This window comes from Seohaeicola saemankumensis (genome assembly GCF_042678485.1).
Classification (GTDB): domain Bacteria; phylum Pseudomonadota; class Alphaproteobacteria; order Rhodobacterales; family Rhodobacteraceae; genus Seohaeicola; species Seohaeicola saemankumensis.
In genome coordinates this window covers 85837-112138 of record NZ_JBHTKR010000006.1, presented here as the reverse complement: position 1 = coordinate 112138, position 26302 = coordinate 85837, and the positions used below count along the sequence as shown (strand labels likewise).

Below are 26302 nucleotides of genomic sequence, written 5' to 3'. Positions count from 1 at the left end.
ATGCCCGGCTTTCGCATCTGTGCCGCAGGTTGAAAGGATCAGCCGCGGCGGCGGCGTCCGCCTGCCCGGCCACCCCGACCGCCTTCGCCATCAGCGGAAGGCGCGCGGTTGAAGCGGATCCATTCGCCGCCGGAGGGATCGTTGTTGGTCAGGAAGTTGGCGGCGCGGATCGCCTCCATCTCCGAGCCGGCGCGCGGCTTGGTCGATCCCAGGCCGGTCAGCTGGCAGAACAGATCAAGGTCCATGTCATCGGGCACGATGATACCCGCGGCGGCAAGGGCCAGTTTCTTTTCCTCTATCTTCGACATAGGTACCGGCAGCGCGATGGGGTTCATGATCGCCGAGGTCATGCCGGCGGTGATCGCCATCGGCAGGAAGGCATTGTTGATCCCGTGGCGGTTCGGCAGGCCGAAGCTGATGTTGGACGCGCCACAGGTCGTGTTCACACCCAGCTCCTCGCGCAGGCGGCGCACCAGCGCGAAAACCTGCAAACCCGCGGTTCCCATCGCGCCGATCGGCATCACCAGCGGATCGACCACGATGTCATGGGCGGGAATGCCAAAGTCGGCGGCACGCTGGACGATCTTTTTCGCCACTTCGAAACGCACGTCGGGGTCTTCCGAAATCCCCGTGTCATCGTTGGAAATCGCCACCACAGGCACGTTGTATTTCTTGACCAGCGGCAGCACGAACTCAAGCCGCTCTTCCTCGCCGGTGACCGAGTTCAGCAGCGGGCGACCTTCGGTGACCTTCAGCCCCTCCTCCAGCGCCGCGGGAACCGAACTGTCGATGCACAACGGCACATCGACCAGCCCCTGCACCAGCTCAAGCATCTTTCGCATCAGCGGCGGTTCGGTTTCGTTCGGGTTGGGGTTGGAGTTATAGACAACGCCCGCATTCACATCCAGTACCGTGGCCCCGGCCGCGACCTGTGCCAGCGCATCCTTTTCGACGGTCGAAAAATCGCCCGCTTCAAGCTCGGCCGCCAGTTTCTTGCGCCCTGTCGGGTTGATGCGCTCGCCGATCACGCAGAACGGCTGATCAAAGCCGATGATTGCGGTCTTGGTCTTGGATTCGATGATCGTGCGGGTCATGGGTCAGCTTATCCTTGGGTCTGTGCGGCGGGCACGCCAGAGCGCCCGCCATGTTGAATGGCCCAGTTGGCATTGGTCGAGATGCCGCCAAGCGGGAAGAAATGGACATGTTCGATGTTGAAATCGGGGTTTGCCGCCTTGTGCGCGGCCAGTTCCGCCAGAACATCCGTCGGCTCGTAGGGCAGCAGCAGCTTGGACACGTCCATCGCGCGCTTTTGCAGAACCTTGAGCGAAGGGCCAACACCGCAGGCAATGGCGAACTTGATCAGCGTCTGCAATTTCGCAGGCCCCGCGATACCGATATGGATCGGCAGGTCGATGCCTTCGGCGCGCAACCGGTCCGCCCAGGCGATGATCGGCTTTGCGTCAAAGGCGAATTGCGTGGCCATCGCCATTTTCGCGTCGCTGCGTTCCGAAAACGCCTGCTTCCAGCGCAGCGCCTCCATCACGATGCGGTCGCCGCCATCGGTGTCGATGTCGCGGTTGCCTTCGGGGTGGCCGGCCACGTGCAGGCGGGTGAACCCGTCGAACAGGCCGGTTTCCATCAGTTGCATCGAGCTGTCGAAATCGCCCGCCGGGGTGCTGACACCCCCGCCCAGAAGAAGGGCCTGATCGACACCCGCCTCGCCCTTGTAGCGCGCAATCCAGTCGGCCAGGGTGGCGCGGTCCTTGATGATGCGGGCCGGGAAATGCGGCATGACCGGATAGCCGTCGCGCGCCAGACGGCGGGCGGTGGCGACCATGTCCTCGATCGGGGTGCCTTCGATATGGGCGATGTAGACGCGTGTGCCTTCGGGCAGAAGGGCGCGGAAATCCTCGACCTTTTCGGCGGTGCGGGGCATCACCTCGATCGAATAGCCTTGCAGGAATGCCTCGACCTGCGCGTTCACGGGGCCAGCCCCCGAAGCGTGGCTGTCATCACGTTTGCGGAAATTCAAAAGAGCCATGGCGGCCTCCCACAGGCGCGGCGGGGTCGTGCTCATTCAGCAGCGGCCCATCCGTCATTGGCGATCAGGGCCTTGATGCGTTCCTGATCATAAGTGGCCTCGAGCCTTGCAGCCTCAGCCTCGGCGATGTCCGAAGGGTTGTCGCCCTCGACCGTATAGGGATCTGCCTTGCGCCATTCGGCCAAGTAGTCATCCGTGCCGGCGGCCCCGGTTTTCATCGCGGCGCGGTCGATGGCCTGCTCGAAGCGTTCGGCAAGTTGCCGTTTCGCCCCGCTGCGGCCCCGGCCAACGATGACCTGGGCAGGTATGTCGCGCCAATAGACGATGGTGACATCCGGCATTGCGTGATTCCCTTGTTACGGTTCGCCCTGTCTACTGCCCTTCCCTTGCGACAAAGAGGCGGTTTTCGACAGATGGGCCGCGCCTTGCGACCTTCCCCCGTCTACACCGCAATCGCCCCCGCATGCTACGGGGCGAGATCGGAAAAATCCTAAAGATGATCTTGAGCCAACCGGAACGCTTGCGCGGACCCTGCGTTGTCACTACCTTGAGGTTAACTCAAAATGGAGGGCGTGTTCCTATGACGCCCAAGCGTCCCGAAGGTGCGGGCGCGTTCCCGAAACCGGTCGAAAGCCCCGCGCCGACACCGCCCGATCCGACGCAGCTTTATGCCGCGCTGGATCTGGGTACGAACAGTTGCCGCATGCTGATTGCCCAACCAAGGGGCAATCAGTTTCTTGTGGTGGACAGCTTTTCCAAATCGGTGCAACTGGGCGCCGGTCTGGAAAGTTCCGGCCTGCTGAGCCGCGCCTCGATGGCGCGGACCGTGCAGGCAATGCGGATCTGTCAGCAGAAGCTCAAGCGCCACAAAGTCAAGCGGATGCGGCTGGTGGCGACCGAAGCCTGTCGGCGCGCGCGCAACGCTGGCGAATTCATCCAGCAGATCAAGCGTGAAACCGGGCTGGAGCTGGAAATCATCCAGACCGAGGAAGAGGCGCGCCTGGCCGTCATTTCCTGCGCGCCGCTGGTCTCGACCAAGACCGAACAATTGCTGGTGGTGGATATCGGCGGGGGATCCACCGAACTGGTCTGGATCGACCTGTCGATGGTCGCGCCCCGCGAACGGCCCCGCGCCATCATGCGGCTGCATGCCGGTTTTCACCCGCCCGAAAGCCCCTTTCCGGCGGCCCGGGTGGTGGATTGGATATCCGTGCCGCTGGGCGTGGCCACGCTGCGCGACCAGTTCAGCGATGTCGAGGACGACGCCGCGCGATTCGCGCTGATGAGCTGGTATTTCGAGGAAAACCTGGCGGAATTCGCACCCTACAAGGACGAGCAGAAGCGCGAGGGGTTCCAGATCGTCGGCACATCCGGCACCGTGACCACGGTGGCGGCCAGCCATCTGGGGCTGAAGCGCTATGACCGGACCAAGGTGGACGGGTTGCGGATGACCTCGGACCAGATCGACAAGGTGATCCGCAACTACCTGGAACTGGGACCGGCCGGGCGGCGGCGCGACCCGCGCATCGGGCAGGATCGGCAGGCGCTGATCATGTCGGGGGCGGCGATCCTGCAGGCTCTGCTGCGCCTGTGGCCCACCGATCGGCTGTCGGTGGCGGATCGCGGCCTGCGTGAGGGGCTGCTTTACGCGCAGATGAGCGCGGACGGGGTGCTGGAGGACGGGCCGTTCTGAACCGCGGGACATCACGCATGGCGCAACGGTCGGAATTTGAGTATTTGGAGAACGATGAAGAGGCGGACCACGCCTCTGCGGAGCAATGATGACCGACAAGAAGAAAACACCGGGCCAAAAATCACCGGGCCAAAAATCACCGGGCCAGAAATCACCGGGCCAGAAATCATCTGGCAAGAACAAGCCCGCCGGTGCCGCCAAGGCGACATCGGGGCGCGGGCAGCGCGACCTGACCGTGAAGGTCAAGACCGCGCGCGGGCGCAAGCTCAGCTCGACCCTCTGGTTGCAGCGGCAACTGAACGATCCCTATGTCAAGCGCGCCAAGGCCGACGGCTTTCGCGGGCGAGCGGCCTACAAGATCCTGGAGCTGGACGACAAGTTCCGCTTTCTGGTGCCGGGGGCGCGGGTCGTCGACCTGGGCTGTGCGCCGGGTGGCTGGTGCCAGGTGGCGGTACCGCGCGTCAATGCGCTGGGCGAGAAGTCGGGCAAGCGCGTGGGCACCATCCTGGGGATCGATCTGCAAGAGGTGGAGCCGATCGCGGGCTGCGAGATCCATCAGCTTGATTTTCTGGAGGATGATGCCGACGAGAAGGTCAAGACATGGCTGGGCGGGCGCGCCGATGTTGTCATGTCGGACATGGCGGCCTCTGCCTCGGGGCACAAGCAGACGGACCATCTTCGCATTATCGCGCTGTGCGAGGCGGCGGCCTATTTTGCCTTTGACGTGCTGGAAGAAGGCGGCACCTTCGTGGCCAAGGTTCTTGCGGGCGGGGCCGAGGGCGAGTTGCAGAAATTGCTGAAGCTGCGGTTCAGGAAGGTCGTGAACGTCAAGCCCGCGGCATCGCGCGCCGACAGTTCGGAAAAATTCGTGGTCGCCACCGGCTTCAAGCGCGACAGCATGGACGAGGACAGCGATCAGCCCGAAACGGCGGCGGATCGGTCGTAAAGCGTTTCCGCCAGCGCCGCCGGAGAGGGCAAGGCCATCCCCTGTTCCGCAACCGTTCGGTGATGCAGACGTTCAAGGGCGCGCACCGACAACTCCTGCTGGCGGATCATTTCGAAAAGGCGGGCGTGTCGCGGCTGCGCGCCCGGTCGCGGCAGCGGCTGTGCCTCGGCCCGAGCGCTAGGCTGCGACAGACTGCGGCTGTGTTGCATCTTCTCTATCCCAAACGTCGCCCCATGGGGCGGTCAGGACAACAGGGCTAGCAGCCAATTCTGGCATTTGTGGTGCAGGGACCGCGCATTTCGGTGGCAGATCGCGCGGCCCGTTACAGCGACGACACCATGTGCCCGCCATCGGCGACAACTTCGGTTCCGGTCATGAAGCGCCCCAGATCAGACACCAGCAGAAGCAGCGGCCCATCCAGATCGGAGGGTTTGCCAAGACGGCGTTGCGGCACCCGGCGGATCAGGGCCTTGCCCGCATCCGAGGCGAAGAAATCGCGGTTCAGTTCGGTCTCGATATAGCCGGGGCACAGGGCGTTGACGCGGATGTCATGGCGCGCCCATTCCAGCGCCAGCGCACGTGACAATTGCACAAGCCCGCCCTTCGAGGCCGCGTAGGCCGCGACATGACCCGCAACGCGCATACCCAGGATCGAGGCGACATTGACGATCGATCCCCCGGTGCCGCGGGCCGCCATGGAGGCGGCCACCACGCGGGCCACATGGAACGCACCCTTGAGGTTCGTGTCGATGATCCGGTCGATATCATCGGTGCCGTGATCCAGCGCCGAGGCCGATAGCGTGGTGCCCGCGTTGTTGATCACGATATCGAAGCCACGCCCCTTCAGCGCGCGACTGACCGATGCGGCTTCGGCCACGTCCATCTCTAGCGGTTGCGCCTGACCGCCTGCGGCGACGATCCGCTCGCACAGCGCCTCGATCCGGTCCAGGCGCCGCGCGGCCGCGACCACCTTGACCCCATGCCCCGCCAATAGCGCCGCGAAATGCGCCCCCAGCCCGGATGACGCGCCGGTGACAAGCGCGGTCTTTCCCGACAGCCCCGGCCAGGTCATGTCATGGGATGTTGCAGTTGCCATGTTCGACAAAGGCCTCCCCTCCTTTTTCGAATAATTTCAATACCGTGTTCCGGGATCACGCTAAAAGGAGCGAAGCGTCTGCGCAAGGGTTCCGGGAAAACTGACGCGACGCCGCCGCCCGCCATAACGTCCCGCAGGTCCTGATTGCCATGGTCGCTGTGCGGGCCCTTGCCCTGCGGGCCCGTCTGGCAGAAACTGGGCTGGCAGCGCGCGCCACGGCACATGACAGGGCAAGCACAACGGCCGCAGGCCAGACCGCCGCGCCATATCTGAAAGAGGCCCCCATGACCGACCAGAACCGCGATCTTCTGACCAACAGCCATTGGGGCGCCTATTGGGTGGATGTGGCCGATGGCCGCGTCACGGGCCTGCGGGATTTCGAACAGGATCCCGACCCCTCGCCCATCGGTCATGGCATCGTGGATGTGCTGGACGATCCCTTGCGGATCACCCGGCCCGCCGTACGAAAAAGCTGGCTGGAGCATGGTCCCGGCGCGCGCGGTGATCTGCGCGGGTCCGACGGATTCGTCAGCGTCAGCTGGGACGAGGCGGAACGGCTGGTTGCTGCGGAACTTGACCGCGTGCGCGCCGCGCATGGCAACCAGGCGATCTTTGCCGGCAGCTATGGCTGGGCCAGTGCGGGGCGGTTTCATCACGCGCAAAGCCAGCTCAAGCGGTTCCTGAATTGCATCGGCGGCTTTTCCCATTCGGTCAATACCTACAGCTATGCCGCCGCCGAAGTCGTGGTGCCCCATGTGATCGGCGATTTCCTGGGCCATCTGGAGCGGGCAACCTCATGGGAGGTGCTGGCCGAGAGCTGCACGCTTTTCGTGGCCTTCGGTGGTCTGCCGCTGTCCAACGGACAGATCGGTCAGGGCGGCACCGGCGCGCATGTGCAGCGGGGCGGCATGCTGGCCGCGCGCGCCAAGGGGGCGCGATTCGTGAATATCTCGCCCATGCGGTCCGATGCGCTGGACGCGCTGGACGCCGATTGGCTGGCGCTGCGCCCCTCGACCGATGCGGCGCTTATGCTGGGGCTGGCGCATGTGCTGCTGACCGAAGGGCTGCATGATCGCGCCTTTCTGGATCGCTACACCGTGGGGTTCGACCGTTTCGCAGCCTATCTGCGCGGCGAGACCGACGGCACCCCCAAGACCGCAGACTGGGCGGCCGCCATCTGCGAGATCCCGGCAGACCGGTTGCGGGCGCTGGCGCGCGACATGGCGACCTCCCGCACGATGATCGGCATTTCCTATTCGCTGACCCGGCAGGACCACGGCGAGCAGCCCTATTGGGCCGCGATCACACTGGCCGCGATGCTGGGCCAGATCGGCCTGCCCGGCGGCGGGTTCGGTTTCGGCTATTCGGCGATGAACAACAACGGGCTGGAACGGCGTTACCTGCCCTATGCCGCGTTTCCGCAGGGACAGAACCCGGTCAAATCCTACATTCCCGTGGCGCGCATCGCCGACATGCTGGAAAACCCTGGCGGCACCGTGGATTACAACGGGCGGCGCCTGACCTATCCCGATGTCAAGGTGGTCTGGTGGGCGGGCGGCAACCCGTTCCATCATCATCAGGATCTGAACCGCCTGCGACGGGCCTGGGCGCGGCCCGACACGGTGATCGTGAACGAATGGTGCTGGAACAGCCTGGCGCGCCATGCCGATATCGTGCTGCCCTGCACCACGGCGCTGGAACGCAGTGATATTGCCATGTCGCGCAAGGATCCGTTCATCACCGTGATGGACCGCGCCATCGCCCCCGTGGGCGAGGCGCGCGACGACCATGCCATCTTTCGCGGGATCGCCGCGCGCATGGGCGTCGAGGAGGCCTTTACCGAGGGGCGCAGCCCCGAGGACTGGGTGCGCTGGCTTTACGATGTGTCGCGCCAGGCCGCCTCGCGGGGTGGTGTGGAACTGCCCGGTTTCGACGATCTGCAAAAGCGCGGTTGGGTGCGTGTGCCCGATCCCGCCAAACGCACCATTCTCATGGAACGTTTCCGCGCCGATCCCGACGCGCACCCCCTCAAGACCCCCAGCGGCCGGATCGAGATCTTCTCGGACACGGTGGCAGGCTTCGGCTATGACGATTGCCCCGGACATCCCGCCTGGCTGGAGCCGCTGGAATGGCTGGGCAATGCCAAGGCTGACGCGCCGTTGCACATGATCTCGACCCAGCCCAAGACCAAGCTGCATTCGCAGATGGATCACGGCCCGGTCAGCAAGGCCACACGGATCAAGGGGCGCGAGCCGGTCACGATGCACCCGGTTGACGCCGCCGCGCGTGGCCTGTCCGAAGGGCAGATCGTGCGTATCTTCAACGCGCGCGGTGCTTGCCTGGCCGGGTTGCGGATCAGCGATGTCCTGCGCCCCGGCGTGATCCAGATCGCGACAGGCGCCTGGTATGACCCCGATGGCGACACCTGCCTGCACGGCAACCCCAACACCCTGACCCCGGACAAGGGCACATCGAAACTGGCCCAGGGTCCGATCGCGCATAGCTGCCTTGTGCAGGTCGAAGCAGCGCCCGACGCCCCCGCCCCAAGGATCGGCACCCCGCCGCCGGGATGACCATGCGGCGCGCTGCCGCCCGGACCGCTCAGCCCTTGTTGACCATATGCGATGCGGTGGGCCGGCCTGCCGCGATCCTTTCCGCCTCAAGCCGGGCGATGGTCGCGTCGATGCCGCTGCGGTCGGTCAGGCCATGAGGGTTTTCCCGTGTCGGCATGGTTTCAGCCACGTGCAGGAACCGTTCCTGCGCCACGGCATAAAGGCGGCGCAACTCCTCCAACGGGTCGGCGTGATCATCGGCGCGGATATCCAGCCATGGGTAATCCTGATCGCGGTACATCACCAGGCAGGCGGATTGGCGGCCCCGCTTGTCGCCGCCCGCATCCTCGCCCGCCTGCATGGCAATCAGCAGGCGTTCGGCAAAGGGCTTGTCCATCGCAGACTGGTACGCCGCCAGCGTGTCGGCGATCACGGCCGGGCCTTCCAGCATGTTGCCCGCGACCGATACGCCCTCGGCCACCAGATGCCCGCACCAGTCCACGCAATTGGCCCCGGTAAAGGCCGCGTTGCGCCCGACGGCGTCAATCAGGTGGAACTGCCGGTTCGGATGCCCGTCATCGCGCCCGGTCAGGATCGGCACGATGGCGTCCGGGGGTGCGCCCGCCTCGATCAGGCGCAACCCGTCGGGGCCATATGTCGGATTGACGAAAGCCTGCGTGGCCACGGCCCCCACCCTGCCCTTCAGGAATGGCACGGCGCAGCCCACGGCGAAAAAGCGGCTGGCGACGGCAATGCCCAGATGGCCGGTGGCGGGGTCACGCGCAACGATGGAATAGGTCATCGCTCAGCGCCCCACCGCATAGGCCTGCATCAGGCGGGGGGTGGCGGCGGCGCGCAACAACCCGTCCGGGTCGCGCCGCGCGGCGGTCATGCGGCCCACGGTCCATGGCTCGGCCTCGGTGATCCGGTGGCCACGGCCGCGCAGATCGTCCAGCACGGCCGCGCCAAAGCTGGTTTCGGCCATGATCATGCCCGGCTCGCGCGAGCGCGGGAAAAAGCTGGAGGGGAAATGCGTCGAATGGAACAGCGGCGCGTCGATGGCTTCCTGCAAGTTCAGCCCATGATGGACATAGCGCAGGAAAAACGCCAGTTGCCACTGGTCCTGCTGATCGCCGCCGGGTGTGCCGAACGACAGTTGCGGGATGCCATCCTTCAGCGCCAGCGAAGGCGTCAGCGTGGTGCGCGGCCGCTTGCCCGGTTCCAGCGAGGTGGGCAGCCCCGGTTCCAGCCAGAACATCTGCGCGCGGCTGTTCAGGCAGAAGCCAAGCCCCGGAATGGTCGGCGAGGATTGCAGCCAGCCGCCCGATGGCGTGATGGACACCATGTTGCCGTCGCTGTCGATCACGTCGATATGGACGGTGTCGCCCTTCTTTTCCGACAGATGCGCCATGGTCGGCTCGTAGACCGCCTGATCGGTCCGGCTGAGGCGTCCCAACAGGTCCATCGTGCGGGCGGCCTGATCCTCATAGCCCGGCACGATGCCGGGGCGCAGTTCCAGGCTGGCCTTTGCCCCGATCAGCCTGGCGCGGGCCGCGTTGTAATCGTCCGACAACAACACATCCAGCGGCACTTTCGCGAAATCGGGATCGCCGTAATAGACCTCGCGGTCGGCATAGGCCAGTTTCTTGGCCTCGACCACATGATGGATGAAATCCGCGCCCATCGGGTCCATCGCGCCCAGATCGAACCCTTTCAGCAGCGCCAGCGTCTGCAGGAACACCGGCCCCTGCGTCCAGGGCCCGCATTTGGCAACGGTCCAGCCGTGGTAATCATAGGTCAGCGGTTCTTCGACATGTGCGGCGTAACCGGCCAGATCATCCGCCGTCAGCACCGCCTTGTGGCGCTGGCCGGAGGCATCCATCACCTCGGCTTTTGACAGGTAATCGGCGATCCCCTCGGCCACGAAGCCGCGGTAGAAGGCATCGCGCGCGGCATCGATCTGTGCTTCGCGGCCCTGCTTGGCCTCGGCCTCGGCCAGAATGCGGGTCCATGTCTGCGCCAGCGCGGGGTTCGTCACATTCGACCATGGCGCAGGCGCGGCCCCGCCCGGCAGCCATGTCTCGTGCGATGTGGGCCATTCGTCGCGGAAGAAATCGGCCAGCCCCGCAATGGTGGCCGCCACGCGCGGCAGCACCGGATGCCCCTTGGCGGCATAGAAGATCGCAGGCTCCAGCACATCGCGCAGGGACAGGCGACCATAGTCGCGCAGCATCAGCATCCAGCCATCCCAGGCGCCGGGAATGACCGTGGCCAGCAGGCCATCGCCGGGGATCACCTCCAGCCCTTCGGCGCGGTAATGCTCGATCGTGGCCCCTGCGGGTGTGGGGGCCTGGGCGCAGATCACCTCGACCTTGTCGCGCGCCGCTGAATAGAGGATCGCGGGCATGTCGCCGCCGGGGCCGTTCAGATGCGGCTCAAGCACCTGCAGGGCAAGACCCGTGGCCACGGCCGCGTCAAAGGCGTTGCCGCCCTGTTCGAGGATCTTCATCCCCACGGCAGAGGCGATCCAATGGGTCGAGGTGACAACCCCGAAACGGCCCAGGATCTCGGGGCGGGTGGTAAAGCCTGACATTCTATTCCTCCGATGAATCAGTGCTCGCGCGGGTCCAGCGCATCGCGCAGCCCGTCGCCCAAAAGGTTGAAACCCATCACGACCAGAAAAATCCCCGCACCCGGCCAGATCGCCATCCATGGCGCCTGGGAAAGGAAGTTCTTGGCCGTGTTCAGCATCGAGCCCCAGCTGGGCGCCGGCGGCTGCTGGCCCAGCCCCAGGAACGACAGCGAGGCTTCGGCAATGATGGCGGTGGCGATAGTCAGCGTGGCCTGCACAAGAATGGGCGGGACCACATTGGGCAGGATATAGCGCGTCATGATCGCCACATGCCCCAGACCGATGGCGCGCGCGCCTTCGACATAATCCTCGGTCTTGACGGCCAGCACCTGGCCGCGCGTCAGGCGGATGAAGATCGGCACGGCCGACAGGCCGATGGCTATCATCGCATTGGTCAGTGATGGCCCCAGGAAGGCCGCAAGCGCAATCGCCAGGATCAGGAAGGGCATCGCCAGCAGCGCATCGGTGCAGCGGCTGATGATCCCGTCCGTCCAGCCGCCGAAATAGCCCGACACCAGCCCGAAAGGCACGCCGATGGCCACCGCGATCATCACCGACACGACGCCCGCCAGCAACGACGCCTGCGCGCCCCAGATCATCCGTGCCAGGATGTCGCGCCCGATCTCGTCCGTGCCCATCCATGCGGCAGCGGATGGTGCCTTGCGGATCGCGCCCCAGTCGGTCGCGTTGGGATCGGCAATCGGCAGCAGCGGCGCCAGCAGGGCCAGCCCCACGAAAAGGCCCACCACCACAGCCCCGATCAGCGCGCTTCGATTGGCGCGTAGCTTGCGCCATGTGCGGCTTCGCGATGTCACGGGCGCATCGGCAACAGCGGTCATTGCGCGGTCCTCAGTCTAGGGTTCAGTATGACATACAGCACATCCGCCACCAGGTTCATCAGGATGAAACCGACCGCCGTGCACAGCACCACGCCCTGCACCACCGCGTAGTCGCGGTTGAACACGGCATCGACGATCAGCTTGCCGAAACCGGGGATGGTGAAAATCTGTTCGGTCAGCACCGCGCCCGCCAGCAATTCGCCGAACAGCAGCGCCGACAGGGTCACCACCGGCAGCACCGCGTTGCGGAACGCATGTTTCAAGATCACGACACGCGCCCGCAGCCCCTTGGCGCGGGCGGTTCGCACATAATCGGCCTGCAACACGCCCAGCATCGCGGATCGCGTATGCCGCATCAGCGTGGCGGCCAGCGCCGTGCCCAGCACGAAGGCGGGCATGATCATCGTGGTCAGCGACTTCCACGGATCGACCCAGGGGCTTTCATAGCCCGAGGCGGGCAGCCAGCCCAGATTGACCGAGACCAGCAGGATCAGCATGATCCCCAGCCAGAAATTCGGGATCGACAGGCCGGACAGGGCCACCACATTGGCCAGCCAATCGACCCAGGTGCCCTTGCGTACGGCCGACAGGATGCCCGCGGGAATGCCGATCAGCATCGCAAAAAGCATCGACATGATGGCCAGTTGTATCGTCACCGGCAGCTTGGACGCGATCAGGTCCAGCACCGGTTCATTGGTACGCAGCGAAATGCCCAGATCGCCCCGCAGCACATCGCCCGCCCAGTAGATATATTGCATCACCAGCGGTTCGTTCATGCGGTATTTCTCGCGCAGCAGCGCGATCACCTCGGGGTCGCGGTCCTCGCCCGCCATGACCAGGATCGGATCGCCCGGCAGCAGTTTTTGCAGTGCAAAGACGAACATCGACACAAGGATCAGTGTCGGGATCGCGATCAGGATGCGGCGGAGAATGAAAGACAGCATGGGCCAGCCTTTTGGGTGCGGGGGTTGCGCGGGGCCATGCGGCCCCGTCGCGTATCACTGTGTCGATCGTCGGGATGCAGCCCACACAAGCAGGCTGCATCCTTTGGACCGGATCACTCCATCGTGACGCCGGACAGGCGGATCATTCCATCAGGATAGGCCTGGAAGCCATTGATCTTGTTGGACATCGCCCACAGCCAGGTCTGGTGGTACAGATAGATGATCGGCAGTTCCTCACGCAGGATCGCATTGGCCGCGTCATAGCTTGCCTTGCGCTCCGCCGCGTCGGTCGAGGTGCGTGCCTTGTTCAGCAGGGCGTCGATCTCTTCCATGCAGAACTTGCTGTCGTTCAGACCGCCCGCGCAGGTCATGAAGGAATGGATGTTGCCATCCGGATCCGTACGGCCCGACCAGCCCACCTGCGTGGCGTCATAGTTGCCGGCCGACTGTTCCTGCAGCATGGTCGCGAATTCGGTCGCCTTGATCGAGATGTCGATGCCCGCTTCCGCCGCCATCGCCTGCACCACCTGCATCAGTTGCAGCTGGACCGGGTTGTTCGCGGTCTGGATTTCCACCTTGATGCCGTCAAGACCGGCCTCGGCCAGCAGTGCCTTGGCCGCGTCCACGTCACGCGCCGGCACCGGGTTGGTCTGGTCATACCAGGGCGAGGTCGGCGGGAACGGCTGGTTGCCGGCCGCATAGACGCCCTCGAACACGACCTGGTTGATCACTTCGCGGTCAATCGCCAGCGACAGGGCCTGGCGCACGCGCTTGTCCTTGCCGAAAGGTGTTTCCGACCGCGCGCCGTTGTTCACGTTGACGGTGATGCCCTGGTAGCCAAGGCTGGTCGCCGCTGAGAAGGCCAGGCTGCCATCAGCCTTGACCGCCGCCACATCAGAGGGTGCCAGACGCTCGAGCATGTCCAGATCGCCCGAACGCAGGTTGGCCAGGCGCACGGTGGTATCCGGGATCGGCAGGAAGATCAGCCGATCGAAGCTGTAGCTGCCCGCGTCGTAATGCTCGGCGAATTTTTCCAGCACGATACGGTCCTGCTGGATACGCTCGACGAACTTGTAGGGGCCCGAACAGACCGGGCTGTTGGCCAGCTCCAGGCCCTTTTCAGCGGCAGCCGTCGGCGAGATCATCATCCCGGCGCGGTCCGACAGCTGGGCAATCAGCGTCGCATCGGGGTTCTTGAGGTTGAAGGTCACCTCATAAGGCCCTGTTGCCACGACAGTTTCGACCGAGGACAGTTCCGACTTGCGGCGGCTTTCCGGCAGCGTGGTGGAGCGTTCGATATTCGCCACCACCGCTTCGGCGTTGAAGGGCGTGCCATCATGGAACAGCGCATCTTCGCGCAGCTTCATGGTCAGGGTCTTGCCCTCGTTCGACCATTCCCAGGATGTCGCGAGTTCGGGGATGAATTCCAGCCCCGGCGTGATGTTCACCAGCTTGTCGCACAGGGATTCGAACACGATCCGGCCCACGAAGGTCCGGGCCTGGTCGGTATCCAGCGCGTCGGGGTCTTCCTGCAGGCCGATCCGCAGATCGGCGGCCTGGGCAGCGCTTGCCATAGCGACCGACGCCAGAAGCGTGGTCATCAGCTTTCTTATCGTCATTGGGTGGTCTCCTTGCTGTTTGTCGGGTTGTTTGGGTGAGTGGTGTCAATCTGCAACTCGGCGTCCCGCGAAGCGGCACGGTACAGGGCAAAACGTGCCTCGGCTGCCGGGCTGCGGCGCGATGCGCGTGCAAGCGGCAGATCCGGGGCGGGCAAAGTCTGATGGTGATGGCAGGCCACCTGGTGATCCTTGCCATCCAGAACTGGCCGCGTGGTGCGGCACAGCGCGGTCGCGTGCGGGCAGCGGGTGTGGAACTTGCAGCCCGATGGCGGGTTGGCGGGCGACGGGATATCCCCGCCCAGAACCTTGCGCCCTGCCGCACTGCCCGGCACCGGCACCGGAATGGCCGCCAGCAACGCCTGCGTATAGGGGTGGCGCGGCGCGGTGAACAGATCCTCGGTCCGTGCCAGTTCGACCACTTCGCCCAGATACATCACGGCGATCCGGTCGCTCATGTGGCGGATCACGGCCAGATCATGGGCGATGATCACCAGGGTCAGGCCGAATTCCTGTTTCAGATCCTCAAGCAGGTTCACGATCTGCGCCTGCACCGACACATCCAGCGCCGAGACAGGCTCGTCCCCGATCACCAGTTTCGGACCCGAGGCCAGCGCGCGGGCGATGCAGATGCGCTGCCGCTGACCGCCTGAAAACTCGTGCGGAAAGCGATCCGCCATTTCCGGGCGCAGACCGACGCGCGCCATCAGTTCCGCGACCTTTTCGCGCCGCTCTGCCGCGTTCAGGCTGGTGTGCAGGCGCAGCGGTTCGGCGATGATCGTCTCGACGCTCATGCGCGGGTTCAGGGCTGAAAACGGATCCTGAAAGATGAACTGAAGCTCTGATCGCAGGGCCCGCATCGCGCCCGCGCCCAGCATGGTCAGGTCCTGCCCCTCATGGATCACGCTGCCCTCGGTGGGATCAATCAGCCGCAGCAACAGCCGCGCCAGCGTGGATTTTCCGCAGCCGCTTTCGCCCACGATGGCGAAGGTCTCGCCCCGGCGCACCTGCAGCGAGACACCGTTGACCGCGTGGATCGTGGTGGCCTTGGCAAACAGGCCGCCGCCCCGTGTGAAACGCTTGTGCAGATCGACCGCTTCCAGAATGATATCGCTCATGCCGCCCCCACCATCGTATCCAGCGGGGCGCGCCGGCAGGCAACCTGCTGGCCGCCGCCCATATCGGACAGGGCCGGCCTTGCGACGTGGCAAGCGTCCTGCACGAAGGGGCAACGCGATGCGAACCGGCAGCCTTGCGGCATGGATGCGGGCAAGGGCACCGCGCCGGGGATCGTCAGCAAACGGCCCTGACGGCCCGCAATGGCCGGCATAGACCCCATCAACCCCAGGGTATAAGGATGCTGCGGTTCGTCGAAGATCCGCGCCACGGGGCCGCTTTCGACGATGCGGCCGGCATACATCACCGCCACATCATCGGCGATTTCGGCCACAACGCCCAGATCATGGGTGATCATCAGCAGCGCCGCACCCGTGTCGTCCTGCAACTCGCGCATCAGGTCCAGGATCTGCGCCTGGATCGTCACGTCCAGCGCGGTCGTGGGTTCATCCGCGATCAGCAATTCGGGATCATTGGCCAGCGCCATGGCGATCATCACCCGCTGGCGCATGCCCCCCGACATCTGGTGGGGGTAGTCATCCAGCCGCTTTTCCGCCGCAGGCATCCGCACCTTGCGAAACATCTCAAGCGCGCGATCTCGCGCCTCCGCCGGCGTGCAGCCCTTGTGGCGGCGCACGGCCTCTGCCACCTGGTGACCCACGGTGAAGGACGGGTTCAGGCTTGTCATCGGCTCCTGAAAGATCATCGCCATGCGATTGCCGCGCAGGTCCTCGATCCGTGTCTCTGGCAGGGTCAGCAGATCATCGCCGTCGAAGCGTACCGCCCCTTGCGTCACAGTCGCCGCGCGCTTCGGCAAAAGCCCCATGATCGCCAGCGAGGTCACGGATTTGCCGCAGCCGGATTCCCCCACAAGGCACAGGGTCTTGCCGCGTTCGATGGAAAAGCTGACCGTGTCGATCAGGTCGATGGGCTGGCCGCGAAAGCGGATCGACAGGTCGCGCACGTCAAGAACGGGATCACGATGCATCGTCAAGCGCCTCCAGCGAGGTCAACTTCAGGATACCGTCATTCAGTGACATGATATGCGCGCGCATCGCGGCACCCGCGCGCACCGGGTCATGATCGGCGATGGCATCCACCAGTTCGCGGTGCTGGCGCGCATAGACCACCAGGTTGGCGCGGCTGCGGGCACGTTCACGCAAGGCGCGCCAGGCCTCGTCATGGCGGGCGCGGTCCATCGAGTCGAAGATCATCAGGAAAAAGCGGTTGCCCGCCGCGCGCGCAATCTCGCGGTGCAGGGCGGAATCCCACAATTCGCGCGCATCCGCATCGTCGGAGGTGTCCAGCCGCGCCAGGATATCGCGCATCCGCGCCACGTCCGATGCCGTGGCGCGCAGGGCTGCAAGCTGGGCCAGCTGCGGCTCGACCCGCAGGCGGACCTCCATCACTTCGGTGAAATTCGCATCCGGCGCGGGCACTTCTTCCAGCGTGTCGGGGCGCGGACCCGCGAAAGTGCCGGCCCCCTGCCGCCGCCAGACCAGCCCCTCGGCTTCCAGCACCTCAAGCGCGCGGCGCACGGATCGACGGCTGATCCCCAGCGTTTCGGCCAGCTGCCGCTCGGTCGGGATCCGGCTGTCACCGGTTGCGGGAACATCGCGCAACACGGCGCGCAGACGCTCCAGCGCCAGAGAGGAGTTGTCGTGATCGCGGTCAGCCATTGCGAACCTTTTCGGACCAATTCTGAATGGGTTCATTGATCGGCATTCACGCCACATACGCAAGGAAAAAACCACAAGCCCGCTACTCAGGTAAGTTTTGCAAAAATTGTGATGTTTTTTGCCTGTTTTTTCATCAATAGGCGCGTTGCGTGACGGATTGCGCGGCCCCTGCCGAACCAATCCGGCGATTCGCTTTCCAAATTGGTCCGATTCCCCGGCCAGGGTATTGCCAAGCATCCGACAGGTCTTACTGTCCTGCCCATAGAACCAATCGGGAGGTCCATGAAATGACTTGGCTTGCATCATCCGTGATGGGTCTGCGCGGCGTCGCGCGGGCGCGCGAGGGCGCACATCACCACCTGTCCGAGGCGGCACAGGGCGCCTATCACTATGTCTACGGGCCCTATGCCGATCCGGTCATGCGGATCGCGCCCGGTGACGTGGTCGCGGTGGAAACGCTGGATGCCTTCGGTGGCGCGGTCAAGACCGAGGACGACCTGCCCTCCAAGGTGCTGAACATGCCCTTCGTGAACCCGCAGAACGGCCCCATCGCCGTGGAGGGCGCGCAAAAGGGTGATGTTCTGGCCGTATATGTCAAAAGCCTGCTGCCACGCGGGCCGCAGCCTGCGGGCACCACGGCGCTGATCCCGGATTTCGGTGGGCTGGTCGCCTCCAGCCTGACGCATCTGAACGCGCCCATCGCCGAGCGTGTGAAGAAGATGGAGGTCACACCCGATGGTGTGAAATTCTCGGACAGGATCACCCTGCCCTACGAGCCCTTCGTGGGCACCATGGGGGTCAGCCCGGAACTTGAGGCGATCTCCTCCCTCGTGCCCGACTATTACGGCGGCAACATGGACCTGCCCGATGTGGCGCCCGGCGCCGTGATCTATTTCCCCGTGCAGCGCGAGGGCGGGTATTTCTTCATCGGCGATTGTCACGGGCGGCAGGGCGATGGCGAATTATGCGGCGTGGCAGTGGAAATCCCCGCCACGGTGACCGTGCAGATCGACCTGATCAAAGGCTGGTCCATCCCCGGTGTGCGCCTTGAGACCGAGGATTTCATCATGGCCGTGGGCAGCGCCCGCCCGATGGAGGATGCCGCGCGCATGGCTTACCGCGACCTGATCCGCTGGATGGTCGATGATTACGGTTTCGAGGAATCCGAGGCCTATTTCCTGGCGACACAGGCCGGAAAGATGCGCGTGGGCAACATGGTCGACCCGAAATATTCGCTGGGCGCCTCGATGCTGAAAAAATACCTGGCCTGAGGCCGATCAGAACAAGGGAGATGACAAGATGGATCTGGGATTGAAGGGCCTGCGCGTGCTGGTCACGGGCGGCACCAAGGGGATCGGCCTGCGCTGCGCCGAGATCTTCGCGGATGAAGGGGCTTCGGTATCGGTCTGCGCGCGCGATGCAACCGGCGTGACCGCAACGGTCGATGCGCTGAAGGCCAAGGGCGCCACTGCCTTTGGCCGCGCGGTGGATGTATCCAATGCCCATGCGCTGAAAGCATGGGTGCAGGACAGCGCCGCTGCCCTTGGTGGTATCGACATCGTGGTGGCGAACGTGTCGGCCCTGGCCGTGGCCGATGATGAAGCCGCCTGGCAGGCGGGATATGAAACAGACATGATGCATTCGGTGCGCCTGGTGAATGCCGCGATGCCCTGGCTTGAGAAATCAGGCGCGGCGTCGATCACGCTGATCTCGTCCGTGTCGGGGCGCGAGGTGGATTTCACCGGCCCCGCCTACGGCGCCTTCAAGGCCGCCTTGGTGCATTACGCGCAAGGTCTGGCGATGAAGCTTGCGCCCAAGGGCATCCGCGCCAATACCGTGTCTCCGGGCAATACCTATTTCGACGGCGGCATCTGGCAGTCGATCGAAAAGAACAATCCCGATCTGTTCCGCGACGCGCTGGCGATGAACCCGATGGGCCGCATGGCCCGACCCGAGGAAATCGCGCGCGGTGTGGTCTTTCTGGCCTCGCCGGCCTCAAGCTTTACCAGCGGCACCAACCTGGTGATCGACGGTGCGCTGACCAAGGGCGTGCAGCTGTAAGGCGTTTATCTGGCGAAAACTTCCGGCCCTGTCACCACGGTGGCGGGGCCGTCCAGCAGATCGCCGGCCGCAGCAAAGAAACCTTGCGAGCCCGCGCCATTGTTGTGCCGGTCCATCGCGGCGCGGTCGGCAAAGCGTTCGTGGGTGACGAAAACGCATGGATCATCGGCACTTTGTGTGACGAAAAAGCTGGCCGTGTCGGGTTCATGCGCGCGGACGTAATCGCCCACTTTCAGCAGCTCGGCCTTGACGGTGTCCTCGTGCCCCTTTTTGGCGCGCAATATCGCGGTCAGGGTGAACATCGGTCTTTCCCTCCTCGTCAGGCGGTCAGGCCCAGATCGGCCATCATCTTGTCGCGCATCACGAATTTCTGCGGCTTGCCGGTCACGGTCATCGGCATCTCGGTCACGAAACGGATATGGCGCGGCACCTTGTAATGGGCGATCTTGCCACGGCACCAATCGCGCAGGGCGTCTTCGGTCATGGACGCACCGGGGCGCAGGATGATCCAGGCGGCAACCTCCTCGCCGTATTTCGGATCGGGCAGGCCAAAGACCTGCGCCTGCGAGATATCGGGATGGGTGGTCAGGAATTCCTCGACCTCGGCGGGATAGACGTTCTCGCCGCCCCGGATCAGCATGTCCTTGGAACGGCCGGTGATGCGGCAATAGCCCTCGGCGTCGATCGTGGCGAGGTCCCCGGTATGCATCCAGCCGCGCTGGATCGCCTCGGCGGTGCGTTCGGGATCGTTCCAATAGCCCTTCATCACCAGATAGCCGCGCGTCAGCAATTCACCCTGCTGGCCCACCGGCAGCGTATGCCCGTCCGGTCCCACCACCTTGCATTCCGCATGGGGCTGGATGCGCCCCACGGTGGACACGCGCCGGTCCACCGGATCATCGACCGCCGACTGGAACGAGATCGGGCTGGTTTCGGTCATGCCGTAACCGATCGTGATCTGGCGGCAATGCATCCGCTCCATCACGCGGCGCATCAGGGGTTCGGGACATGGCGCGCCCGCCATCACCCCGGTCCGCAGGCTCCGCATATCGAAACTGTCGAAGTCTGGATGATCCAGCATGGCCTGGAACATCGTCGGCACGCCGTGCAGCGCGGCGCAGCTTTCGGCGTCGATGGCGGCCAGCGTGTCGCGCGCGTCAAACGCCTCGCCGGGGATGACCATCTTGGCGCCGTAGGCACAGGCCGCCAGATTGCCCAGCACCATACCGAAGCAATGATAGAAGGGCACCGGAATGCACAGCCCCTCGCCCGGTTGCAGGCACATGGCGCGGGCGGTGGAAATCGCGTTGTTCACGATGTTGCGGTGGCTCAGCGTCGCCCCCTTGGGCGCGCCCGTGGTGCCGGAGGTAAACTGGATGTTGATCGCGTCATCGGGATTCAGGCTGGCGGTGATCGCATCCAGACGGGTGCGGACGGCGCGGTTGCCCCGCTCCATCACCTGATCGAAGGACAGGGCACCGGGGCGCGGTTTGGGGCCCAGCTGGACCACGCCGCGCAGTTTCGGCAAACGCGCGGCGCGCAGGCGCCCCGGCGGGCATGATGCCATTTCGGGGGCCAGTTCGGCCAGCATGGCCATGTAGTCGGAGGTCTTGAACTGCGGCGCCACGATCAGGCAGGACACGCCCGCCTTGTTCAGCGCATATTCCAGTTCCGACGTGCGATAGGCCGGGTTGATGTTCACCAGTATCGCGCCGATCCGGGCAGTGGCGAATTGCGCCAGCAGCCATTCGGGCCGGTTCGGCGACCAAATGCCCACGCGGTCGCCCTTGTAGACGCCGATGGACAGAAGGCCCGCCGCCATCCGGTCGATCAGCCGGGCAAATTCGGCATAGGTCCACCGATCCCCGGTCTGGCGGAACACGGCCGCCGTGCGCTGGCCATGGCGGCGCACGACCTCGGCCAGAAAGGCAGGTATCGTGGCCTCGATCAGCGGCCGGTCGGTGGACCCCGCCACATGCGACAGCCCGTTCGCAGGGCGTATCCCCGGCCGCGATGTGACCCTTGCGGACATGATCCGTTCCCCTTGCCGTCTTACATCTTGCGCCAGTCGCCCGCCTGCTCGAAAGCACCCGCGGCGCGGTAGATCGTGCTTTCCTCGTAGCGGCGTCCGATCAGTTGCAGGCCCACGGGCAGGCCATCGGACATGCCGCAGGGGATCGACATCGCCGGATGCCCCGTCACGTCGAAGGGCGACGTATTGGGCAGCATTTCAAAGGCACGCTGCGTCCACAGCGCCAGCGAGGCATCGGGCGGCGGCAGGGGTGTCGCCTTCATCGGCGTGGTCGGCATCAGCAGCAGGTCATAAGAGGCCAGGACCTTGTTATATTCCTCGCGCAGCTGCCGCGCCAGGTTCTGCGCCTTGGCATAGTAGCGCCCGCGCGTATGTTTCAGGTGATACTGCCCCACGAACATCGAGATTTTCAGCGTATCCGACAGCTCGTCCGCGCGTGAGCGCCAGTTGGAATGATAATCCAGCAGCGAGGTGGTATAGAGCCCTTCCCATCCGGTGCCGAAACCGTTGCCAAGCATCATCTGGTTGGTCAGCCCCTCAAGGCCGATGGGGGTCCAGATCGCGGGGCCATGCAGGTGCCAGGGGATCGAGATTTCATCGACCGTCGCCCCAAGGCTGCGGAACATCTCGGCCCCGGCGCGCACCGATGCATCCACATCCGCCTCGGATTGCGGATGTCCGAACCCTTCCTTGACCACCCCGATCCGCAGGCCCGAGACGCCCCGGTTCACGGCCGCCGTGTATTTGTCGGTACGCACGTCATATTGGCGCGGGTCAAGCCCGTCGGCCCCGGCGATGACCTCAAGCATCAGGGCGTTGTCCATGACGTTCTGGGTCATCGGCCCGGTATGGTCGATCGTGTTCTCGATCGGCATGATCCCCGAATAGGGCACAAGGCCATGGGTGGGCTTCATGCCATAGACACCGCAGAAGGACGCGGGCATGCGGATCGACCCGCCCTGGTCGCCGCCTATGGCCATGTCGACCAGCCCCGCCCCCACCAGCGCGCCCGATCCCGAGGACGATCCGCCCGCCGAATAGCCATGCTTGTGCGGGTTATGGACCGCCCCCGTCGCGTTGGTATGGCTGCCGCCCGACAGGCAGAAATATTCGCAATGCGCCTTGCCCACGATGGTGGCACCCGCATCCAGCAAGCGCGTCACGATGGTGGCGTCGATATCGGGCGTATAGCCTTTGAGGGTCGATGCCCCGTTCATCATCGGCACGCCCGCAAGGCAGACGTTATCCTTGAGTGCGATCGACCGGCCCAGAAGCGGCCCGCGTGGCGCGCCCTTGATCTCGGTTTTCACATACCAGGCGTTCATCGGGTTTTCTTCGGCCGTGGGCCGATAGCCGGATGTGCGCGGATAAAGCACGGGCGGCAGGTAATCGGGCAGCGCATCCACGATGTCATAGGCATCCAGCGTGCCCTGCATCACGTCCAGGAATTCCTGAACCCGCGCATCCGACATATGCATGCCCAGTTCTTCAACGATTGTCTTCATCTGCGAATGGGTGGGGCGCTGGACGGTCATGTAGGACATCCTTTCTTGCAACGGTGCCAGTGTGGCGGGTCTTTGGGCAGGTGCCGCGGCACCCGGTCTTGCGGATTGGGCCTGTGACGGTGACGCGGGCGGTGCTGCCGGCGGGGCCTTGCCCGACGTGAAGGCCGACGCGGGCTTGCCGCTGCCGCCGCCCCCGCTGGATCCTGCCCCAAGGCCGGTGAATTCCTCGATCAGGGCGGGGTCGGCAGCTTCCGAGCCTGACACCTCCCCCATGATCTTGCCCTTCTGGATCAGCAACACGCGGTCCGACAGGGCGGTGATGAAATCAAGGCTCTGCTCCACCAGCACGATGCTCAGGCCTTCGCGGCGGTTCAGTTCCTTGAGCAGGTCGATGATCTCGTCGATGATCGAGGGCTGGATGCCCTCGGTCGGTTCGTCCAGCAGGATCAGGTCAGGTTCGGACACCAGGCAGCGGGCCAGCGCCAGCAATTGCTGCTCGCCCCCCGACAGCGCGCCGCCATCGCGATCCAGCAGGCGTTCAAGGCGCGGGAAATCCGCCAGAACCCGGTCGATGGCCGCATCCTCTTCGAGGTCATGGGCCGCGATCCCCATGCGAAGGTTGTCGCGCACACTGAGATTGGGGAAAATCCCCCGACCCTGCGGCACATAGCCGATGCCCAGCTGCGCCCGTCCGGATGACCGCAGCCGCCCGATATCCTGCCCGTCAAAGATCATGCTGCCACCCGATGCGGGAATGATCCCCATCAGCGTCTTCAGCAGCGTCGATTTGCCCATGCCGTTATGGCCCAGCACGCCCAGGATCTCGCCATCCGTCACCGACAGGTCGATCCCGTGCAGCACGGGCACACGGCCATACCCGGCGCGCAGCCCCGAAATCTTCAACAGCGCGCTCATGCCCGGTGCCCCAGATAGACTTCGCGGGCCCGCTTGTCGGCGGAAATCGCCTCCATCGTGTCCTGCATCAGGATGCGTCCTTCATGAAACAGCGTCACCGTGCGCGAGATCATGCGGATGAACTGCATGTCATGCTCGACCACGATCAGCGCCGATGTCTTGTTGATCTCCTCGATCAGCTCGGCGGTGCGGTAGGTTTCCTCGTGGGTCATGCCGGCGGCGGGTTCGTCCAGCAGCACCAGCCACGGCTCGGCCGCCACGACCATGCCCAGTTCGACCCACTGGCGCTGCCCATGGGCCAGCCGGCCCACCAGCGTGCGACGGATATCGCCCAGCTTCAGCCGTTCGATGGTCTCCGCCGTCAGGGTGCGGGCGCGCGCGTCGCCATGCCAGCGGCGGGCGGACAGCCAGATGTTTTCCTCGGCGCTCAGCCCGTCAAAGACGTTTGGCACCTGTGTCTTGATGCCGACGCCCAGGCTTGCCACCTGAAAAGGCTCGGCGCCGGTCATGTCCTGGCCACGGATCAAGACCTCGCCGGATGTGGGCACAAGCTGGCCGGTCAGGCATTTGAAAAAGGTGGACTTGCCTGCGCCGTTCGGGCCGATCAGGCAGCGCAATTCACGGTCGAACAGGGTGAAATCCACCTGATCCACCGCGCGCACACCGCCGAAATGCATGCACAGGTCGCGGGTCTCGACGACCACATCGCCACGTTGCCGTGTCATTGCGCGTCCTCCGTTCTGCCGCCACGGCGACGGCGCACCCGCCCGGGGGATTTCCGGCGCCGCGCATTGACCCAGTCGATGATCGTGGGGGCCACGCCCTTGGGCACCAGCAGCACGAAGATGATCAGGATCACACCCAGCACCAGGTTGTTGTTCAGCACGGTCTGCCCCCCTAGCGCGGAGGTCAGGTAGAACAGCGCGAAGGTGGCGCCCACCGGCCCGATCAGCGTGCCGCGCCCGCCCACGATCACCCAGATGATCGTCAGCGCCGCGTTGTAAAGGTTGAAGACATCCGGGGTGATCCGCCCGACACCGTTGCAGAACAGCACCCCCCCGATCGCCGCGATACCGGCGCCGATGGTGAAGATGCCCAGCTTGTAGGCGCGCACGTCATAGCCCAGCAATTCGGCGCGCAGCTCGTTCTCGCGGATAGAGACGCAGACGCGGCCGAACTTGGTGTTCACCAGCCAGCCCACGAAGACATAGCACAGGATCAGCGCCGCCATGGCGACATAGAACACATGCTCGGGAAACAGGAAGGACGAGGGGTTCCACGGCAGATTGATGGGGGGTGACGAGACACCGTTGAACCCACCCAGAAGCGCGTTGCCGATCTTGTATTCCGGCCCCGACGTGCGCCGGATCAGCGAGAAGAAGATCAGCGTCACGGTCAGGGTGATCACGCCCAGGTAGACGTCGGAGACCCGGCCATAGAAGATGAAATACCCCAGCGCGGCGGCAAACGCCGAGGTGACCAGCACCGCCATCAGGATGGCCCAGGTCGAACCGCCGAAATTGATCGCCGAGATCGTATAGACATAGGCGCCAAGCCCGAAAAACGCGACCTGGCCAAAGCACAGGATGCCGCCATATCCCCAGATCAGCGCCAGGCTCAGCGCCAGCACGGCCAGGGCGATGGCCGTGGTCAGGTTGATGATGGTGAACAGTTGCAGCACGTTGGGGGCCGCGAACATGAAGATCACACCCAGCAGGGCATAGACGAAGGTCGGGCGCATCTGGCGCAACATGCCGCTGTTCATAGCGATTTCCGGAAGAAGCGGCCGGTGATCCCGCGCGGCATCAGGCGCAGCAGGATGATGGCGGCCAGAAGAAGCGCGATCTCGCCAAAGGTGGATCCCGCGATGAAAGAGAATATCCCGTTCAGCCCGCCCAGCAGGATCGACCCCGCCGTGGTGCCCGCCAGGATGGCCGACCCGCCCGAGATGACGGTGATGAAGGCCTTGGCGATATATGTCGCCCCGATCGTGGGCAGAACGCCCGTCATCGGCGCCAGCAAACCGCCCGCCAGGCCCGACACGGCCGCGCCAAGACCGAAGGTCACCATGTAGATGCGGCTGGTCGAGACCCCCAGGGCCGATGCCATTTCCGCGTTCTGCATCGTGCCGCGCGCCAGCAGGCCAAGCTTGGTGAAGCGCAGCGTCAGCCAGACCCCGATCAGCAGCACGATGGTGACAAGGATCAGGAACAGCTCATAACCGGATGCGGAATAATCGCCGATCCGCACGACACCCAGCGGTGGCGACACCGTGGTGCCCGTCGAGGCCCCGAAGATCGACGTCACGATCCCCACAAGCAGCAGCGACAGCCCCCAGGTGGCCAGCAACGTGTCCACCATCCGCCCGTAAAGCCAGCGGATCAGCAGGCGTTCGACGATCACGCCGATGATGCCCACGACAAGCGGGGCAAGGATCAGCATCGAGACCCAGATGTTGATCCCGGCATTCGTGGCCACGACGACCGTATAGCCGCCCAGCATCAGAAACTCGCCATGTGCAAGGTTGATCACCCGCATCATGCCAAAGATGATCGCAAGACCCAGGCTGATCAGCGCAAGGTTGGCGATCACATAGATCAGCTGGAACAGGACGGCGACGACAAGATCCACGTAA

The 26302-nt window shown here is 64.6% G+C and carries 23 protein-coding genes; 5 read left to right on the top strand and 18 right to left on the bottom strand.

Annotated elements, in window-relative coordinates; translation table 11 throughout:
• Nucleotides 1–38 precede the first annotated feature (38 nt).
• The 3 genes from ACFQ3C_RS15270 to ACFQ3C_RS15260 are packed head-to-tail and all read right to left on the bottom strand — an operon-like array spanning nucleotide 39 to nucleotide 2382.
• Nucleotides 39–1094: a methyltetrahydrofolate cobalamin methyltransferase gene (locus ACFQ3C_RS15270; protein ID WP_380793570.1), complete on the bottom strand. Its 1056-nt coding sequence runs from the start codon at nucleotides 1092–1094 to the stop codon at nucleotides 39–41.
• An 8-nt stretch (nucleotides 1095–1102) separates the two neighbouring features.
• On the bottom strand, nucleotides 1103–2041 hold the full coding sequence (locus tag ACFQ3C_RS15265) for a methylenetetrahydrofolate reductase (RefSeq protein WP_380794111.1): 939 nt from the start codon (nucleotides 2039–2041) through the stop codon (nucleotides 1103–1105).
• Nucleotides 2042–2073: 32 nt separating this feature from the next.
• Nucleotides 2074–2382, bottom strand: coding sequence for a virulence factor (locus tag ACFQ3C_RS15260; protein ID WP_380793568.1), 309 nt, complete (start codon nucleotides 2380–2382; stop codon nucleotides 2074–2076).
• A gap of 239 nt (nucleotides 2383–2621) precedes the next feature.
• Here ACFQ3C_RS15260 and ACFQ3C_RS15255 point away from each other — a divergent pair, with 239 nt between their 5' ends.
• Nucleotides 2622–3734 carry a Ppx/GppA phosphatase family protein gene (locus ACFQ3C_RS15255; RefSeq protein ID WP_380793566.1) on the top strand — a complete coding sequence of 371 codons (1113 nt, stop codon included), beginning with the start codon at nucleotides 2622–2624 and terminating at the stop codon, nucleotides 3732–3734.
• Between the two features lie 88 nt (nucleotides 3735–3822).
• On the top strand, nucleotides 3823–4680 hold the full coding sequence (locus ACFQ3C_RS15250) for an RlmE family RNA methyltransferase (protein ID WP_380793564.1): 858 nt from the start codon (nucleotides 3823–3825) through the stop codon (nucleotides 4678–4680).
• Nucleotides 4681–5002: 322 nt separating this feature from the next.
• On the opposite strand, the gene ACFQ3C_RS15245 is transcribed toward ACFQ3C_RS15250, so the two are convergent.
• Nucleotides 5003–5776, bottom strand: a complete 774-nt coding sequence (locus tag ACFQ3C_RS15245) for an SDR family NAD(P)-dependent oxidoreductase (RefSeq protein ID WP_380793562.1) — start codon at nucleotides 5774–5776, stop codon at nucleotides 5003–5005.
• A gap of 284 nt (nucleotides 5777–6060) precedes the next feature.
• Between ACFQ3C_RS15245 and ACFQ3C_RS15240 the strand changes: the two genes are divergently transcribed.
• Nucleotides 6061–8349: a molybdopterin guanine dinucleotide-containing S/N-oxide reductase gene (locus tag ACFQ3C_RS15240; protein WP_380793560.1), complete on the top strand. Its 2289-nt coding sequence runs from the start codon at nucleotides 6061–6063 to the stop codon at nucleotides 8347–8349.
• A gap of 28 nt (nucleotides 8350–8377) precedes the next feature.
• Here the strand turns inward: ACFQ3C_RS15240 and ACFQ3C_RS15235 are convergent, their stop codons facing one another.
• The 8 genes from ACFQ3C_RS15235 to ACFQ3C_RS15200 all read right to left on the bottom strand — a co-directional run bounded on the left by ACFQ3C_RS15235 (nucleotide 8378) and on the right by ACFQ3C_RS15200 (nucleotide 17154).
• Nucleotides 8378–9130 (bottom strand): DUF1028 domain-containing protein, encoded by a 753-nt coding sequence (locus tag ACFQ3C_RS15235; protein ID WP_380793558.1) that lies wholly within the window; start codon nucleotides 9128–9130, stop codon nucleotides 8378–8380.
• Nucleotides 9131–9133: 3 nt separating this feature from the next.
• A complete protein-coding gene (locus ACFQ3C_RS15230; protein WP_380793556.1) occupies nucleotides 9134–10921 on the bottom strand; it encodes a gamma-glutamyltransferase family protein in 1788 nt (595 codons plus the stop codon).
• A 17-nt stretch (nucleotides 10922–10938) separates the two neighbouring features.
• Nucleotides 10939–11799: an ABC transporter permease gene (locus ACFQ3C_RS15225; RefSeq protein WP_380793554.1), complete on the bottom strand. Its 861-nt coding sequence runs from the start codon at nucleotides 11797–11799 to the stop codon at nucleotides 10939–10941.
• Nucleotides 11796–12743 (bottom strand): ABC transporter permease, encoded by a 948-nt coding sequence (locus tag ACFQ3C_RS15220; protein WP_380793552.1) that lies wholly within the window; start codon nucleotides 12741–12743, stop codon nucleotides 11796–11798. The genes ACFQ3C_RS15225 and ACFQ3C_RS15220 overlap by 4 nt, the downstream gene beginning before the upstream one ends.
• A gap of 113 nt (nucleotides 12744–12856) precedes the next feature.
• Complete coding sequence (locus ACFQ3C_RS15215; protein ID WP_380793550.1) at nucleotides 12857–14362, bottom strand: ABC transporter substrate-binding protein; 1506 nt, start codon at nucleotides 14360–14362, stop codon at nucleotides 12857–12859.
• The gene (locus ACFQ3C_RS15210; RefSeq protein WP_380793548.1) at nucleotides 14359–15477 is read right to left on the bottom strand and encodes an ABC transporter ATP-binding protein; all 1119 of its coding nucleotides are present in this window, start codon (nucleotides 15475–15477) and stop codon (nucleotides 14359–14361) included. The genes ACFQ3C_RS15215 and ACFQ3C_RS15210 overlap by 4 nt, the downstream gene beginning before the upstream one ends.
• Entirely contained in the window at nucleotides 15474–16463 is a 990-nt protein-coding gene (locus ACFQ3C_RS15205) for an ABC transporter ATP-binding protein (RefSeq protein WP_380794108.1), read from the bottom strand. The genes ACFQ3C_RS15210 and ACFQ3C_RS15205 overlap by 4 nt, the downstream gene beginning before the upstream one ends.
• On the bottom strand, nucleotides 16453–17154 hold the full coding sequence (locus ACFQ3C_RS15200) for a FadR/GntR family transcriptional regulator (protein WP_380793546.1): 702 nt from the start codon (nucleotides 17152–17154) through the stop codon (nucleotides 16453–16455). The genes ACFQ3C_RS15205 and ACFQ3C_RS15200 overlap by 11 nt, the downstream gene beginning before the upstream one ends.
• Nucleotides 17155–17441: 287 nt before the next feature.
• Between ACFQ3C_RS15200 and ACFQ3C_RS15195 the strand changes: the two genes are divergently transcribed.
• Nucleotides 17442–18425 carry an acetamidase/formamidase family protein gene (locus ACFQ3C_RS15195; protein ID WP_380793544.1) on the top strand — a complete coding sequence of 328 codons (984 nt, stop codon included), beginning with the start codon at nucleotides 17442–17444 and terminating at the stop codon, nucleotides 18423–18425.
• A 28-nt stretch (nucleotides 18426–18453) separates the two neighbouring features.
• Nucleotides 18454–19215 (top strand): SDR family NAD(P)-dependent oxidoreductase, encoded by a 762-nt coding sequence (locus tag ACFQ3C_RS15190; RefSeq protein ID WP_380793542.1) that lies wholly within the window; start codon nucleotides 18454–18456, stop codon nucleotides 19213–19215.
• Nucleotides 19216–19220: 5 nt separating this feature from the next.
• On the opposite strand, the gene ACFQ3C_RS15185 is transcribed toward ACFQ3C_RS15190, so the two are convergent.
• The 6 genes from ACFQ3C_RS15185 to ACFQ3C_RS15160 are packed head-to-tail and all read right to left on the bottom strand — an operon-like array spanning nucleotide 19221 to nucleotide 26298.
• Nucleotides 19221–19517 carry a putative quinol monooxygenase gene (locus ACFQ3C_RS15185; protein ID WP_380793540.1) on the bottom strand — a complete coding sequence of 99 codons (297 nt, stop codon included), beginning with the start codon at nucleotides 19515–19517 and terminating at the stop codon, nucleotides 19221–19223.
• A gap of 17 nt (nucleotides 19518–19534) precedes the next feature.
• On the bottom strand, nucleotides 19535–21247 hold the full coding sequence (locus ACFQ3C_RS15180; RefSeq protein ID WP_380793538.1) for an AMP-binding protein: 1713 nt from the start codon (nucleotides 21245–21247) through the stop codon (nucleotides 19535–19537).
• A gap of 20 nt (nucleotides 21248–21267) precedes the next feature.
• Nucleotides 21268–23667, bottom strand: a complete 2400-nt coding sequence (locus tag ACFQ3C_RS15175; protein WP_380793536.1) for an amidase — start codon at nucleotides 23665–23667, stop codon at nucleotides 21268–21270.
• Complete coding sequence (locus ACFQ3C_RS15170) at nucleotides 23664–24392, bottom strand: ATP-binding cassette domain-containing protein (protein WP_380793534.1); 729 nt, start codon at nucleotides 24390–24392, stop codon at nucleotides 23664–23666. The genes ACFQ3C_RS15175 and ACFQ3C_RS15170 overlap by 4 nt, the downstream gene beginning before the upstream one ends.
• The gene (locus tag ACFQ3C_RS15165) at nucleotides 24389–25432 is read right to left on the bottom strand and encodes an ABC transporter permease subunit (RefSeq protein ID WP_380793532.1); all 1044 of its coding nucleotides are present in this window, start codon (nucleotides 25430–25432) and stop codon (nucleotides 24389–24391) included. Before ACFQ3C_RS15165 ends, ACFQ3C_RS15170 begins: the two co-directional genes overlap by 4 nt.
• The gene (locus ACFQ3C_RS15160) at nucleotides 25429–26298 is read right to left on the bottom strand and encodes a branched-chain amino acid ABC transporter permease (protein ID WP_380793530.1); all 870 of its coding nucleotides are present in this window, start codon (nucleotides 26296–26298) and stop codon (nucleotides 25429–25431) included. The genes ACFQ3C_RS15165 and ACFQ3C_RS15160 overlap by 4 nt, the downstream gene beginning before the upstream one ends.
• Between the last annotated feature and the right edge of the window lie 4 nt (nucleotides 26299–26302).